This window comes from Rhizobium sp. WSM1328 (genome assembly GCF_057653715.1).
On record NZ_JBYGKO010000003.1, the window covers coordinates 668,324 to 681,822 of the forward strand.

14 protein-coding genes and 2 pseudogenes are annotated in these 13,499 nt (G+C 58.8%); 9 read left to right on the plus strand and 7 right to left on the minus strand.

Features of this window, described 5'->3' with window-relative positions; all coding sequences use genetic code 11:
- Position 1 precedes the first annotated feature (1 nt).
- The 3 genes from AC2444_RS30835 to AC2444_RS30845 are packed head-to-tail and all read right to left on the minus strand — an operon-like array spanning position 2 to position 3,763.
- Positions 2-1,006, minus strand: a complete 1,005-nt coding sequence (locus AC2444_RS30835) for an ABC transporter permease (protein ID WP_113545325.1) — start codon at positions 1,004-1,006, stop codon at positions 2-4.
- Positions 1,003-2,568 carry a sugar ABC transporter ATP-binding protein gene (locus AC2444_RS30840; RefSeq protein WP_128449537.1) on the minus strand — a complete coding sequence of 522 codons (1,566 nt, stop codon included), beginning with the start codon at positions 2,566-2,568 and terminating at the stop codon, positions 1,003-1,005. Before AC2444_RS30840 ends, AC2444_RS30835 begins: the two co-directional genes overlap by 4 nt.
- A gap of 25 nt (positions 2,569-2,593) precedes the next feature.
- Positions 2,594-3,763: a sugar ABC transporter substrate-binding protein gene (locus tag AC2444_RS30845; RefSeq protein WP_128449536.1), complete on the minus strand. Its 1,170-nt coding sequence runs from the start codon at positions 3,761-3,763 to the stop codon at positions 2,594-2,596.
- Positions 3,764-3,979: 216 nt separating this feature from the next.
- On the opposite strand from AC2444_RS30845, the gene AC2444_RS30850 reads away from it, so the two are divergent.
- Positions 3,980-4,825 carry a helix-turn-helix domain-containing protein gene (locus AC2444_RS30850; RefSeq protein ID WP_245460634.1) on the plus strand — a complete coding sequence of 282 codons (846 nt, stop codon included), beginning with the start codon at positions 3,980-3,982 and terminating at the stop codon, positions 4,823-4,825.
- A 65-nt stretch (positions 4,826-4,890) separates the two neighbouring features.
- Positions 4,891-5,283: an SMI1/KNR4 family protein gene (locus AC2444_RS30855; protein WP_113545323.1), complete on the plus strand. Its 393-nt coding sequence runs from the start codon at positions 4,891-4,893 to the stop codon at positions 5,281-5,283.
- Positions 5,284-5,856: 573 nt separating this feature from the next.
- Here the strand turns inward: AC2444_RS30855 and AC2444_RS30860 are convergent.
- Positions 5,857-6,003 (minus strand): DUF1127 domain-containing protein, encoded by a 147-nt coding sequence (locus AC2444_RS30860; protein WP_003552150.1) that lies wholly within the window; start codon positions 6,001-6,003, stop codon positions 5,857-5,859.
- A 544-nt stretch (positions 6,004-6,547) separates the two neighbouring features.
- On the minus strand, positions 6,548-6,736 hold the full coding sequence (locus tag AC2444_RS30865) for a hypothetical protein (protein ID WP_017997253.1): 189 nt from the start codon (positions 6,734-6,736) through the stop codon (positions 6,548-6,550).
- A gap of 565 nt (positions 6,737-7,301) precedes the next feature.
- Here AC2444_RS30865 and AC2444_RS30870 point away from each other — a divergent pair.
- Together AC2444_RS30870 and AC2444_RS30875 are read left to right on the plus strand one after the other, a co-directional pair.
- On the plus strand, positions 7,302-7,739 hold the full coding sequence (locus AC2444_RS30870; protein ID WP_012759983.1) for a VOC family protein: 438 nt from the start codon (positions 7,302-7,304) through the stop codon (positions 7,737-7,739).
- Positions 7,740-7,826: 87 nt separating this feature from the next.
- Entirely contained in the window at positions 7,827-8,459 is a 633-nt protein-coding gene (locus AC2444_RS30875) for a hypothetical protein (protein ID WP_017997255.1), read from the plus strand.
- Positions 8,460-8,820: 361 nt separating this feature from the next.
- On the opposite strand, the pseudogene AC2444_RS30880 reads toward AC2444_RS30875, so the two are convergent.
- A pseudogene (locus tag AC2444_RS30880) lies at positions 8,821-9,121 on the minus strand (hypothetical protein); the annotation flags it as partial.
- 159 nt (positions 9,122-9,280) lie between these two features.
- Between AC2444_RS30880 and AC2444_RS30885 the strand changes: the two are divergent.
- The 4 genes from AC2444_RS30885 to AC2444_RS30900 all read left to right on the plus strand — a co-directional run bounded on the left by AC2444_RS30885 (position 9,281) and on the right by AC2444_RS30900 (position 12,492).
- Positions 9,281-9,544 carry a hypothetical protein gene (locus AC2444_RS30885; RefSeq protein ID WP_128407598.1) on the plus strand — a complete coding sequence of 88 codons (264 nt, stop codon included), beginning with the start codon at positions 9,281-9,283 and terminating at the stop codon, positions 9,542-9,544.
- A 3-nt stretch (positions 9,545-9,547) separates the two neighbouring features.
- Positions 9,548-10,642 carry a DNA polymerase IV gene (dinB, locus tag AC2444_RS30890; RefSeq protein WP_128449535.1) on the plus strand — a complete coding sequence of 365 codons (1,095 nt, stop codon included), beginning with the start codon at positions 9,548-9,550 and terminating at the stop codon, positions 10,640-10,642.
- A 423-nt stretch (positions 10,643-11,065) separates the two neighbouring features.
- Positions 11,066-11,872, plus strand: coding sequence for an MBL fold metallo-hydrolase (locus tag AC2444_RS30895; protein ID WP_128449534.1), 807 nt, complete (start codon positions 11,066-11,068; stop codon positions 11,870-11,872).
- A gap of 353 nt (positions 11,873-12,225) precedes the next feature.
- Positions 12,226-12,492 (plus strand): DUF982 domain-containing protein, encoded by a 267-nt coding sequence (locus AC2444_RS30900; RefSeq protein WP_012759978.1) that lies wholly within the window; start codon positions 12,226-12,228, stop codon positions 12,490-12,492.
- 110 nt (positions 12,493-12,602) lie between these two features.
- Here AC2444_RS30900 and AC2444_RS30905 read toward each other — a convergent pair.
- Positions 12,603-12,728: pseudogene (locus AC2444_RS30905) on the minus strand (transposase domain-containing protein); the annotation flags it as partial.
- A gap of 95 nt (positions 12,729-12,823) precedes the next feature.
- On the opposite strand from AC2444_RS30905, the gene AC2444_RS30910 reads away from it, so the two are divergent.
- The gene (locus AC2444_RS30910) at positions 12,824-13,432 is read left to right on the plus strand and encodes a J domain-containing protein (protein ID WP_128449641.1); all 609 of its coding nucleotides are present in this window, start codon (positions 12,824-12,826) and stop codon (positions 13,430-13,432) included.
- Positions 13,433-13,499 lie beyond the last annotated feature (67 nt).

Genomic DNA, 13,499 nt, shown 5'->3' on the forward strand with positions numbered 1-13,499 from the left:
GTCAGCTCTGCAGGCGCACTCGAAGCTGATCGAGGCCGACGGCCATTAGAAGGACGACGCCTCGGGTCACGTCCTGCCAGAAGGAGGACACGTTCATCAGCGTCAGGCCGTTGTTCAGCGTGCCGAGGATCAAAACGGCAATCAGCGTGCCCCAGACGCTGCCGCGTCCACCAAAGAGGCTGGTGCCACCAAGGATGATGGCGGCGATGATGGTGAGCAGGTGCTGGCCCGCGGCGTTGGGTGCTGCGGCGCCGAGCATCGCTGCAAGGATGATGCCAGCTGCCGCCCCCGAAAGGCCGGAGACGACATAGAGCACCATCTGGGTCCGCTCGACGGGCACGCCGAGCAGGCTGCTTGCTTCCGGATTGCCGCCGCTCGCATAGACGAAGCGTCCGAACGGTGTCTTCGACAGGATCAGCCAAAGTGCGATGAAGACCAACAGCATCAGGATGATCGGAAACGGGATTCCAAAAAGGCGCCCTGACCCGAGCCAGTTGAAAGCCGGAATGAAGAGCGGCTTCGAAAGGCCGCCGGTCAGCACCATTGAGAGGCCGGAAAAGATGCTCATTGTGCCGAGCGTGGCGATGAGCGGGTTGAGCTTCAGTCGGGTGACGATAAAGCCGTTCAGGACGCCGACCGCGCAGCCGATGAGGAGAGCGGTGCCGCAGCCCGCCCAGATGTTGATTCCCTTGGCATGCATCAGCGCCACAATGACGCCGGCAAGACCGGCGACGGCGGCGACGGACAGATCGAGCCCTCCGCCGATGATCAGCGGGGTGCCCGCGGCTGCCATCAGCCCGATGAAGGCCATGTTGGTGCCGATGTTGGACAGGTTGCTCAGCGTCAGGAAATAGGGGGAGAAAACCGAAAAGGCGATCAGCAGCAGGACGTAGAACACCAGCAAGAGAGCGATGCCGGCGGCCGGGCGGCCAAGAAGGTCGCTGCGTGATTTTGCCGACCTCTTCGACGATTCCGACGCTGCGGGAATGGAAGACGAGTTGGTCATGTTTTCTCCAGTTCATTCCTATCGCGGAGGGCTGCCCGCGGCTCGGCTGCCTGCATCAGATCCGTCGCGGTTGCGTCCTGCCCAAGCTCGGCGACGACCTTGCCATCCTCGAGAACGAGGCTGCGATCTGCGAGCCCCGCCACCTCTTCCGCATCCGAGGAGACGATCAGGATCGCCAGCCCCGCCTCTGCCAGCCGACGTATTTCCATGTAGATCTCGCGCCGGGCACTAAGATCGACCCCGCGTGTCGGCTCTTCGAGGATCAGAACATTCGGGTTTCCGAGCAGCCAACGCGCAAGGCAGATCTTCTGCTGATTGCCGCCGGACAGAAGGCGGATCTCTTGGTCCGGACCTGAGGTCTTGACCCGCAGGGTTTTGATCCATTCACGGGTGCTGTCGTCTTCCCGCTTTTGGTCGACAACGCCGGATTGCGTGAACAGGCTGAGATAGGGCAGTGTCGTGTTGGTTCGCACTGACAAATTGCCAATCAGGCCCTGGCGCTTTCGCTCTGCGGCCACGAACCCGATGCCGCTATGCACTCTCTTTCGCGGCCCAGAGAGACCAATGTCCACATCGTTCAGCAGAATGGCCTCGGCATGGGCGGCAGGCTCGGCGCCATAGATTGCCCGGCCTATTTTCTCGGCGCCGGAGCCGATAAGGCCGAAGACGCCGAAAACCTCGCCGCGTCGCACGGTCAATGCCACGCCGTCGAGCCATCCGGGAAGTGACAATCCATCGACGGACAGGACGGTCTTTGCGTCCTGAAGCACTTTCGATTTTACGGGGTAGAGGTCGCCGAGTTCGCTGCCGAGCATCGCCGTCAGAACTTCGTCGCGATTGGTGTCGCGGGTTTCGAACTGACCTCGGACCTCGCCGTCACGCAAGACAACGATACGGTCGCTTAGCCGGAAGACCTCGTCAAGATAATGCGAAATATAGATGATGGTGACGCCTTGGGCTTTCAGGGCCTCGATGACCTCGAACAGATTGTCGGCATCTGCCTCACTCAGCGACGCCGTCGGCTCGTCCATGATCAGGATCCGCGCCTTGCCGGCCAGCGCGCGGGCGATTTCGACAATGCGCTGTTCGGACAATGGCAGCGAGCCCATGCGCCGGCCGGGCTCGATATGGTCGAGCCGCAATCGCTTCAGGAGCGCCCGCGCCTGTGCGTCGACGGCCACCTGATCGATCATCGGAATACCCAAAAAGCGGCGCTTCGGCATGGAGCCAAGCGCGATGTTTTCGGCGACCGAAAGGTCCGGATGTACGGAAAGCTCCTGCGGCATCAGCCGGATGCCGGCCGCAACGGCATCCCGAGGCGTGGAGATATTCCTGGCCGTGTCGTCAATTCTAATCTGTCCGGTGTCCAGCGTGTAGACACCGGAGAGGATTTTCATGAGCGTAGACTTACCCGCGCCATTGGCGCCAAGAAGCGCCACGATCTCGCCCGCATCGGCAGAAAGCGACACGTTCTTCAGTACCGTCACGCCGGCAAATGCTTTGCTGACATTGGCGATCTGGAGCCGCCGATTGCGGCTCCCTTCGGTGCTCTGGACGGTCATGTCACGCTCCCTGACGCTGTCTCGCTCATTGCTGAGGGAGAATGGCCTCATAGCCCTTCAGCCAATCCTGCTTCTTCAGGTCTGCAAGGTAGGTTGAAAATTCCGCTTCCGGAAACACGTATCCATCCGCCTCGCCGGCACAGGGAAACTCCTTGTAGAACTTGCAGATATTGGCCTTGGTGACCATTTGGTGCGTCACGAAGGTCGCCTCCGGAACCGGCTTTCCGGCAAGAGCGGAGAGCGCGATCGGAATCAGATAGTTGCCGTAGCTGCCGGGGAATGAACCAGTGGCAGCAACCAGGTTCGGATCGGTGGCGAGCGCCTCGGCCTCATCTGCCCCGTTGCCGACCGCAATTGCCTGATCGACGCGACCGGCAGCCCGCACGGCCTGCAGCATCCCCATCGTCGCCTGATCGTTGATGGCAATGATGAGGATCGGCGCACCGGGCGGAATGCGACCGATGACATTGTTCATCTGCGCAAAAGATTCCTGCAGCGTGTTCTTGGTATCGATCTCGATGATATGATCGGCGGGGGAATCCTTGGTCAGCGCCATAAAGCCGGCCCGCTGGCCATCCGTGCGCATGCGCGGGATGACGCCCGACTGCGGTAAAGCGCCGACGACCAGATAACCGGTCTTTACGACATCGGCGCCGAATTTCTTTGCGGCCGCCGTTGCGAGATAGGACCCACCCATGAAGCCAGATTTCGGGTTATTGACCCCGAAGAAGCTCGCGCCCGGCATCGGGATGTCGATCGCTGTCACCTTCGTGCCATCCGGTTTGAACACATCCATCACCGTCTGCCCGAAATTGGCGTCCGTCTGAAATTCGATGACGTAGTCAACCTTGCGCTCTGCAAAGGATTTGGCATTGGCGAGCGCAGTCGGCCCGTCGAGGCGGTTATCCGCAATCACAAGTTCGACGCCGGCAGCATCGGCATTTTCCTGGATCCCCTTTTCGACGAGCACGCCGAAGGCGATATCGCGCTGCAGATTGGCGAAACCAATACTGTAGCTCTTTCCGTTTCTCGGCGGCTTTGCCTTGGTCGCATCGACCACCATCGCCTTCAGATTTTCGGTCGATAGCATTTTGCCGTCGAACTTCGCCGGATCGAACCCGTGAAAGTCCTCGGCATAAGAAGCGGAAGCCGCAAGGCACGCGGCAACCACCACCAGTGTGGCTTGATTTTTCATGTCTTTCTCCTCCCGGCCACTGCCCTCCCCGGCAGCGGCGGCCCGCCGATGATCTCAGCAAATATTTTGCAGCGTCATTCTAAAACTGACCTTGCATAGTGACGTTAACACTAGGAATTTTCGTTGACACGTCGGCAATTTCCGCAAAAGTGATCTTTTGCATGCAAAATATGATCCTCAGACTTGGCCGCTATCATGCAGAGCTACTTCGTCTACATGCCCGACAACCGCCTCTGCGCCGCCTGGGGCTGTACGGCCATCTCCACTGGGTACACAGAGATCGGACCGAATTCCGACTACCCACCGAGCCGTCATCCCAACGACCACCATTTCAGCTGGTCGCGTGGCCGTATCCTGAGCGCCTATCAGATCGTCCACATCAGCGCGGGCAGCGGCAGGCTGGAGTTCGGACCAGAACGTCGGCAGGTTACCATCGCCGAAGGCTCTATTTTCCTGCTCTTTCCCGGCGTCTGGCACCGTTTTGCTCCGGACCGCCGGACTGGATGGGTCGAACATTGGATCGAATGCCGGGGAAGCGCCTTCGATTTTGCGCGCGATGCAGGCCTGTTGCGCCCCGAGCTGCCGGCCCATGCCAGCAGCTCCGAGATTTCTGGTGTTTTCGCGTCGATTCACGCGCTGGCGCAGGACGATTGCCTGCGCAATCAGCCGCTGCTGTCGACCCTCGGCCTTCAACTGCTGGCCCTTTTATGCCGCCCCGCCGATCTCAATAGCAATGCTGCCGATAGGCTCGTCGATCGTGCACGGATGATTCTGATGGAGCGCTGCGGCCAGCCTCTGTCTGTCGAACAGCTCGCCGACGAACTTGGCGTCAGCTATCCCTATTTCCGGCGTCTTTTTCGCGAGCAGACTGGCATGTCGGCCAAGCAATATCAGATGAGGGTGCGCATCCAGCGGGCCATCGACCTTCTGGTGAACACCGACAAATCGATCAAGGAGATCGCCGGTCTCCTGGGTTTTCACTCGGCGTTCCATTTTTCGACACAGTTCCGGCAACTGATCGGCTCGAGCCCAACGGATTTCAGGGCGGCTAAACGCTCGTAACGTAAGCCTCGTCGAGACTAACCTTATATTCCTTGCCTTCGAATCGGCCGGCGGGTTCGTATCGCATGCTCGGAAAGTTGCGGCATGGATATCAATTGCCTGGCGCCAGTCTGTCGGAGATCGAGGCATGTGAGGCTTCGCTCTCGATCATCTTGCCGGAAGACTACAAGGCGTTCTTGCGCATCTCGAATGGATTCAACGATGAAGTCGGTCAAGGATATCTCGTTCTGTGGAGTGTCGCGGAGCTTGCCAAGGCCGACGGTTATGAACTCTTCGAGTTTCAGGTCGACCGGTTCTTGATTGGTTCGAATGGCGGCCCGACCGCTTATGGGATAATCGGCGGAAGTTACATCTCCGTTCCGTTTGTCTTTGCCGGCGCGTGGTCGGAAGAGGTCCGCGTGCTTGGACGGACATTCGATGAGTTCATTAAAGCCGTTGAGGCGGGCGAAGGCTCATAGCGATCGGCACCTCCTTATGATGCGATGACTGACAGCCTCTTCATCGGCGCCGGTATTGGATCAGCGTCTCCTGCGAGGCCGACAATCGATAGAGCAGTTGCTGTGCGGGGTATCGCTCTCGAGCGAACTGCCGGCCCGGTGCCAGGGGCAGCCGAGTCCGGTGGGCTGAGTGATGAGGTTGGGAACGGCTGCACTTGATCTTAATCTGCATCGGGAAGAGGCTTGATACAAAAAAGCCTGCCGCGGGAGGAGGTGCGGCAGGCTTTTTGAAGATCGAACAGCGACTGGGAGGAGGAGTGCCGCTGTTTTTACAGACGCCCCATGGGAGGAGAAGTGGGCCGGCTGAAAGCGAAGCTTTGCGGGAGGAGGTGCATTGCTTCGACAGATACGATCATACACAGACCCCGGACGATGCAAATGTCTTATGTTGCACTGCAGCCATGCGTAAGGCGCAACCCGCAAGAATCCAATACGACTGGAGCTCCATACGCCGCCGGGGCACGGCCCTCGACGCAAAAATGCCCGCCTTAGGAGCGGGCATCAACTAATGTGGATTCAAGTCGTGCTGGGCGGTTAGCGCGCGATCGAGGCGCGGGCAACGCTGCGAATGTCTGCTCGATCGATGCCGAGGTCCTGCAGTTCGCGGCTGGACATGCGTCCGAGTTCGGTGACCGTCTGACGGAACTTGCGCCAGTTGTTGAAAGAGCGTGCTACGTTCATGATGATCCCCTTTCATGAGGGCTGTCTGACGTCAGCAACCTTGGTTGGTTCCGGCGCCGTTTCGATGATGGAGATATAGGCGCTTCAATCGGTTTAAAACAGCCACAATCTCTCATCTCAGCTATGCGGTGAGCGCATGATGTGCTTCTTTTTTGCGCAAAGACTCCCTTTTTCACACCGCGGACGAATAGCAAGTGGGTCGATGCTACAAACGGCTTGGATAATAATGGAAGCGGCCGATCGGTTTCGGTTACCTCAATCAGACGCCGAATGCGTCCAGTCGATTTTACGGGCGCCATTCCTGCTTATTGCGATCGTCGAGGCGAATTCCCCGATCGACCGCCACCCAGCACATGAGCCTCGAATGGAGAAGCTCCTGTGGCTCGCGGCGCATTTCCCAGATCCTCGCGTCAGATGACATGGCCGCGATTGGACCGTATCTATCAAAGCGATCGTAGGCGCCCTCTGCCTTGGGAAGGCAAGCCCACGGTCCCTGATCGTCGGTGAGGAAGATGAAAGTGCCGCGTCTCCGCTCGCGGAACCTTCAGATTGCGGCCTGCATGAGGTAGGGAGATTGCTCGACGGGAACCTGCGCTACGATTTTCATTACGAGTGTGGGAGCGACATCAGGAACAGACCGAACTCGTCCGTCTTTGTAGACGACCCGCAAGAGGCAAGCCTTGTCGTCGTATTCAAGTTCCGCGATCGTCTTTGAATGGATCAGAAATTGCATATTAAGCTACCTCCCTGCACTACAGCATGACCAAGATGAACCGACCGCCGCCGAGGAGAAGGGTTGATCGGCACGAGAACTCATTGCCTCTTCGATGATCGGCGCTGTCAGAAATGCGATCCAACGACAAGCGCTCTGCGTCCCGGCGAGATTACGAAAAAATCTAATAGAGCCCACTTTGGAAATCGCGTGAAATCAACGTGACACACGTCTGACGACTATTTGGCACGGGCATGCCAGAAAAAGATGTGAGCAAGACGCCCACTGTCGAGCTAATGGCCGCAATTCCTCGCAGGTGCGGGTGGGCCGCCAGGTGAATTGTGCCGGACGAGCGTGGCGGACCACTTCCGGCCAAAACTTCAGACGTGCGGGATTAGGCAGCAACTGCCGCCAACGATCACCTCGACATCGTCGGGCTCGGAAATTCGGATGCTAACGATCCTGAACTGGGCGCCGTTGTCACACCATCCGATGTTTTGCCTAAAGATTTCGATAGCGATGTCGGGACCGATGGCCCATCCACGTCCTAGAAGGAAATCGAAACGAAAACCGGAGGATGGAGAGCATGGCGCTTAAGCGAATGGACAACATCGGGATTGTCGTCGAAGACCTTGCAGTGGCAATAGACTTTTTTCAGGAGTTAGGCCTCGAACTCGAAGGCCGCGCGACGATCGAAGGCGAATGGGCCGGTCGTGTCACGGGTCTTGGCGATCAGCACGTCGAGATCGCCATGATGCGCACGCCGGACGGGCACAGCCGGCTGGAGCTGTCGCGCTTCCTCAGACCGGATGTCGTCGCGGATCATCGGAACGCCCCGGTCAACGCCCTTGGTTATCTGCGAGCCATGTTCACGGTCGACGACGTCGAAGAGACCGTTGAGAGGCTGCGCACGCGCGGCGCCCAGCTTGTCGGCGATGTCGTCCGGTATGAGGACGCCTACAAGCTCTGCTACATTCGCGGACCCGAAGGTCTTCTTATCGGGCTTGCCCAGGAACTTGGGTGAGCAGCGACGAGCGATCGGTCGCGCCTGGCTCATCCTGCGAATATCGCGCTCGTTGACGAGGAACGCTGGTGATCCCATCTAGGCGCCATGCCGAAACACGAAAAGAACGATGTCGAGCTGGTCAAGACGTGGGTGCTGCCGCCAGCAGCGACCCTCGGATCGTCGATCCGCGCGAAGGGAATTCTGCTCGAACTCCGTGCACGGCTCCCGGTCGCTTCGAAGAAGTCGCTCGATATCGAGCAAGGAGAACTCACGCTGTCGATGCCTGCAAGTGTCAAGACAGAATTCCATGCAGCGGCGTCTGTTGTCGCCAGTGCGCTGAAAGACATCGAAAGCCTGCCGGTAATCCCGCGCGAGATCCAGGATATCCTTTCGATCAAGACGAATGAGCGTCATCGCTGGCTCAAGGACGGCCGCCTGCCGAGTGCTGGAACGCGCACGGTGAAACTGCGCGGTCGCGCGCGGAAGATCACGTTCCACGTCTTCGACCCGCGCGTCGTGGAAGACCTGCTCGATCGAGGCGTCGTCGAAGAATGGCGCGAGGAGGATGCGGCGGCGGCGGTGGAGAACCGACGGCGGGCAGCATATAAGGCGAAGTTGACGCGGTCGCTGAAGAAGGGCAAGACCGTCAAGGGGGATACGGTCGCCGGATCCGACGAGGCACCTCGCACGGAACTGGCAGGCTGGGAGGAGTTCGGACGCGACGGATTGCTTCGCTAAGGAGGCCTATTGCGGGTCCCAGCGGTTCTAAAGCAAGGCAATCTCCGGGCCGCTTCGTATGGCAGGCCTTGAAACGGACGCTGTGCTCGACTATCTTCAGGTCATCGGCGTTGCTGGTGAGCGCTCCACGAGAGTGTTCGCGACTGCCGAAGTCGCTTATCTGCTTTTGACCACGGATGTACTGGCACTGGTGTGAAGAGCGATGTTTGAAAGGTCGGTGCGGTTTCGCCCCGGCCTTTTTTATTGCCTGCCGGTCAGGGCAAAGCTCCCGACCAATCGTTGGACGGCTCTTCAGCCTCTGCTCCTGGAAATTCTTCCGTAGGATCGGGGATCGCGTTCGTAGGCAGTTCGGAGATTTCCGAGCCGGAAAGAACAGGTCGCGACGCGTCAGGCACCAGACGACCTTGCCTTTGGTACGCGCGGCAATCCCGGCCACGAACAGGGTGGCTGCCGCCACGTCGACGGTGCCGACCCCCGCCGCCAGCGCATTCGTGCAGCGCCCCGTAGGCCAAACCACCGCCCGGGAGCCGCTCGTCGATCGACGCCACGCCGAAGGGCAAAACGTCTCGCTTACGCTGACTTGCGCTTTCCAGGTGCGCGATCTGTTCGCGCAAACTGTCAAGGACGGCCTTTGGGCGGCGGAGTTCATGATCTACCTTCAACGGCAACCCGTTTTCAGCTTGAGTAGGAGCTATATGTTCTATATTTGTTCTTAACGCGTAAATGAGTCAATGCGCATATGACCGCTGAATTTGACCACGAGTGCAAGGCAGAAAAATCGCCATCGGATTCAAGCGGATGGCAAGGAAGGTTATTTTCGGATGCGCCGAACGCGGCTTGTGGACGATGCGATCCCTAGACTGAAAGATCACAAGGTCCCGGTGGTTGAACTCCTCTGCCGTCTGTGCAGCCGCCATTGCGCGCATGAGCGCAGGCTGTTGGTGAAAGCGTTTGGCGCAAGCGTCAGCTTCGCGGAAATCCGCCGACGCATGGCCATGGGCTGCGAGCGCATGCAGACGCCCGGGGGTGACAAGTGTGGGGCACATTTCCCATGTTTGGGTAGTGGTCTAGCTGATGGAAGCTAGAGGATGACGGGTGAAGAAAGCCGAGTGCGGCCGCGCAAGATCGTGCATGTCGACATGGATGCCTTCTACGCATCGGTCGAGCAGCGTGACAATCCGGAGCTGCGTGGCTTGCCGGTTGCCGTCGGCAGTCCTGCTGCCCGCGGCGTGGTGGCGGCCGCCAGCTATGAGGCCAGAAAGTTCGGTGTGCATTCCGCCATGCCTTCGGTGACTGCGCAGCGGAAATGCCCGGACCTCATCTTCGTCAAGCCGCGCTTCGATGTCTATAAGGCCGTCTCGCTGCAGATAAGGACGGTCTTTGCCGAGTACACGCCGATGATCGAGCCGTTGTCGCTCGACGAGGCCTATCTCGACGTCACTGAAAATCTCAAAGGCATGGAGATCGCCACCGAGATAGCTGCGGAAATCCGCGCCAAAATCAAAGCAACCACCGGGCTCACCGCCTCGGCCGGCATTTCCTACAACAAGTTCCTCGCCAAGATGGCATCCGACCAGAACAAGCCGGACGGCCAGTTCGTCATCACGCCGAAGAACGGTCCGGCCTTCGTCGAGCGCCTGCCCGTCAAGAAGTTTCATGGCGTCGGGCCGGCAACAGCCGAGAAGATGCATCGGCTCGGGATCGAAACAGGCGCGGACCTCAAGGAGAGAACGCTCGACTTCCTCGTCGAACATTTCGGGAGGTCAGGACCGTATTTTTATGGCATCGCCCGCGGTATCGACAATCGCCAGGTCAAGCCGGATCGGGTGCGGAAATCCATCGGAGCGGAAGACACGTTTTCGCAGGACATCCATTCCTTTGAGCCCGCGCGCGAAGGGCTTCAGCCGCTGATTTCGAAAGTCTGGAGCTACTGCGAGGCCAATGAGATCGGCGCCAAGACGGTGACGCTCAAGGTCAAATATGCCGACTTCAGCCAGATCACCCGCAGCAAAACCGTTCCGGCTCCCCTGCCGGCGATCACCGATCTGGACGAGGTGGTCGACCTGCTTCTTGCGCCAATCTTCCCGCCGCGAAAAGGCATACGCCTACTCGGCGTCACGCTGTCGTCACTGGAAAAACGGCGGGCTTCTCGTACGGCACCACAGTTGCGGCTTGCGCTTTAGACCGCCAGCATCGGCTGGGCCGGAGGGTCTGAATTGCCCCCGATCCGGAATGTCCCCGACGCCAGCAACCATGGCAAACCGGCCCTGCAGCGCGGTCGATCCGATGGATGCCGCCGAAACATGTTCGAGACGGCAAAGAAACTGGGGAACGGGCATCGAGCAAACGGCGCTGCCGACCAAATCTTGTTTCGATCAAAATCGACAGCGACATGCTCGCCTACTTGCAGGAAGACGGTTCCGGCTGGCAGGATTGCACGTGGCATATTGCGCGCTGCGATAAGGGGCAGGCTCTGACCCTATTTATACGGAGCCGTGCAGGCCACGCCATCGGGTCGTTGCCCGTTATTTTTCACGGCCGGCAACGCAAGTGTCGGATTGTCCATATTGTTTTGAAAGCCGGAAAAGCAGGGGAAGGACATAACCATGGGGTTTCATATCTGCACCGCTTGCGGCACTCAGTTCGACGAGCGCTTAAAGCCGCCGCCCGCGTGCCCCATCTGCGAAGACGATCGTCAGTTTGTCCCTGCATCGGGGCAGGCGTGGACGGACATCGCAGCACTTGGTCGCACCCATGATGTGACCTGGCGTCAGGAAGCCGGAGGCATCCACAGCCTTCAGGTTTCGCCTGATTTCGCGATCGGCCAGCGCGCCTTCCTGATCGAGAGCCCCGACGGCAACATTCTTTGGGACTGCCTCAGTCTCATTGACGAGGCGAGCATAAACCGAATTGGTGCATTGGGAGGTCTGAGCGCCATCGCCATTTCGCACCCGCATTTCTACACCTCGATGATGGAATGGAGTTCCGCTCTGGGCGATGTGCCGATCTACATTCATTCCGACGATGGCGAATGGGTACAAAGGTCTGGCGGAGCGCTCGATCAATGGAAGGGTGAAAGCGTGCAACTCGGTCGGTCGACCCTGATCCGATGCGGCGGCCATTTCCCCGGTAGTTCAGTCATGTACTGTCCCTGGCTGGCGGACGGCCAGGGCGCCTTATTCGCCGGCGACACGATGCAGGTTACACTCGACCGCAAATATGTGAGTTTCATGCGCAGCTATCCCAACCTCATTCCGCTCGGCCCAGAGGCGGTGAGACGTATCGGGGAAGCGGTACGCCCATATCGGTTCGAGGCGGTCTATGGTGGATTTTCGGGCCGAACGATCGAACGAGAAGGGTCTCGTATCGTGGACCAGTCGATGACAAGATATTTGAGTGCCATCGAGGGGTGAGCATTGATGACGCGATAGGACTCGTTATTGTGGAAGAGGAAAGACGCGACGAACGCCAGGCCCGACGATTGCTGTCGGCCTGTTCCGCGAACGTGCGGGCATGACCATCGACGATACTCGACAGTTGCGGCACTCATCGAAGGCTCAATTTGGGGATGGTGGAAATCGAAAACCGCCTTCGCGAAGGGCATCCGATCGTTCAGCCGGTGATCAAGAACTGCCGAGATCTTGGAACTCCCTGCTTGCGTCAACGCAGTCATCGATCATTCAGTCTTGAATTCCTAATTTTAGAATAGGCGCGTATGCTGCAGTGGGGGGACTGCAGTATCCATAACCTTGAGGGGTCGAGGACAATGTGCTGGAACACATCGTCGGCATTCAAGCCGGTCGGACTAGCTCTACGCGGCCCGGCCACGCATAAGATCGTCCGGACGCTCGGCGATGCCGCGGATATCCTGATTAGGGACTGGCCATCCGATGACGGCGAGGAATATGTCGCCGCCGTGAAAGCTTGTGTCGATGCAATCAGTGGGCAGATTCCTCCGGAACAATTTCGCGAAGCGCTTTTGCGCGCGGCCGAAGAGGCAGGCATAACAGCTCTCACTGTCGTGGCGCATTGATCCACATCGCTCACCCTCGGAACTGTATCGGAATGTTGTCTCGTCACAGTTCAGCCTCTGTAGTTCCATCTCATGTTCGTCGAGAGCGAGTGAACCGCGGACTTATGGCATCAAGCAATGGCGTCGTTTTGATTTGTCCATGACAACAACTCGGTAATCCGAGAATGTTTGGGGCCGCTGACGATAGCGGTGAGCGAGCCGGTCAGGTAGGCGAATGGATCGATAGCGTTGAGCTTCGGGATGCTCTTTTGCGTGCGGCCGATGAGCGGCATCGGGCCGACAGGCTTCGTGGCAGCTTGCCGCTTCGATGAAGACCACCATATAACGCGCGATGACGTTTGATTCGAAAATTTTCGTCGGCCTGAGGCCAACGGGCAAAAAATCAGCTCTTCCCACCGAGCCTTCCCAGTCGAAATGCCAGTGGGACGGTTGCGAAAGCGGCGGCACCAATCGTGCGCCCGTTGGGCGAGATGCGGAGGGTTTGTACCTGCTGTTCTGCCCGCAACATGCGAGAGAATACAATAAGGGATATAATTTCGCGAGCAATCTGTCCGATCCGGTGACCGCCCGCTATCAGAGTGAGGCAGCAAGCGGCGCCCGTAAGACGTGGGGTACCCGCGTTGATCATGCGACAGAGATGCCGCTTCCTTCGACCGTCCGCTCGGGCACGGCAAAAGCCCTTAATGCACGCAAGAGTGCTGCCCAACATCAAGCAACGAAAGCTGATCTCCAGCGACGTAAGCTCAAGGTATTGGAAGCGAAAGCCTTCGAAACGCTCGGCCTTTCGCAGGGCGCGGCGCCCGAGGAGATCAGGCGCCGCTATAAGCAGATGCTCAAGCTACATCATCCAGACGCCAACCGAGGAGATCGAAACTCGGAAGCTGAGCTCCAAGCGGCAATCGACGCCCATAAAATCCTCAAGTTGAACGGGTTCTGCTAAATCGGAGACACAGTCTCTGCGGGTCAACAGATAAGACGCTGCCGTGAAAAAGCTGTGTAGTGCGCGA

Bases quoted from the DNA above. Each gene is read 5' to 3' on its own strand.
- AC2444_RS30835 (WP_113545325.1), bottom strand. From the start codon at position 1,006: ATGACCAACTCGTCTTCCATTCCCGCAGCGTCGGAATCGTCGAAGAGG.
- AC2444_RS30840 (WP_128449537.1), bottom strand. From the start codon at position 2,568: ATGACCGTCCAGAGCACCGAAGGGAGCCGCAATCGGCGGCTCCAGATC.
- AC2444_RS30845 (WP_128449536.1), bottom strand. From the start codon at position 3,763: ATGAAAAATCAAGCCACACTGGTGGTGGTTGCCGCGTGCCTTGCGGCT.
- AC2444_RS30850 (WP_245460634.1), top strand. From the start codon at position 3,980: ATGCCCGACAACCGCCTCTGCGCCGCCTGGGGCTGTACGGCCATCTCC.
- AC2444_RS30855 (WP_113545323.1), top strand. From the start codon at position 4,891: ATGCTCGGAAAGTTGCGGCATGGATATCAATTGCCTGGCGCCAGTCTG.
- AC2444_RS30860 (WP_003552150.1), bottom strand. From the start codon at position 6,003: ATGAACGTAGCACGCTCTTTCAACAACTGGCGCAAGTTCCGTCAGACG.
- AC2444_RS30865 (WP_017997253.1), bottom strand. From the start codon at position 6,736: ATGCAATTTCTGATCCATTCAAAGACGATCGCGGAACTTGAATACGAC.
- AC2444_RS30870 (WP_012759983.1), top strand. From the start codon at position 7,302: ATGGCGCTTAAGCGAATGGACAACATCGGGATTGTCGTCGAAGACCTT.
- AC2444_RS30875 (WP_017997255.1), top strand. From the start codon at position 7,827: ATGCCGAAACACGAAAAGAACGATGTCGAGCTGGTCAAGACGTGGGTG.
- AC2444_RS30885 (WP_128407598.1), top strand. From the start codon at position 9,281: ATGCGCCGAACGCGGCTTGTGGACGATGCGATCCCTAGACTGAAAGAT.
- dinB (WP_128449535.1), top strand. From the start codon at position 9,548: ATGACGGGTGAAGAAAGCCGAGTGCGGCCGCGCAAGATCGTGCATGTC.
- AC2444_RS30895 (WP_128449534.1), top strand. From the start codon at position 11,066: ATGGGGTTTCATATCTGCACCGCTTGCGGCACTCAGTTCGACGAGCGC.
- AC2444_RS30900 (WP_012759978.1), top strand. From the start codon at position 12,226: ATGTGCTGGAACACATCGTCGGCATTCAAGCCGGTCGGACTAGCTCTA.
- AC2444_RS30910 (WP_128449641.1), top strand. From the start codon at position 12,824: ATGACGTTTGATTCGAAAATTTTCGTCGGCCTGAGGCCAACGGGCAAA.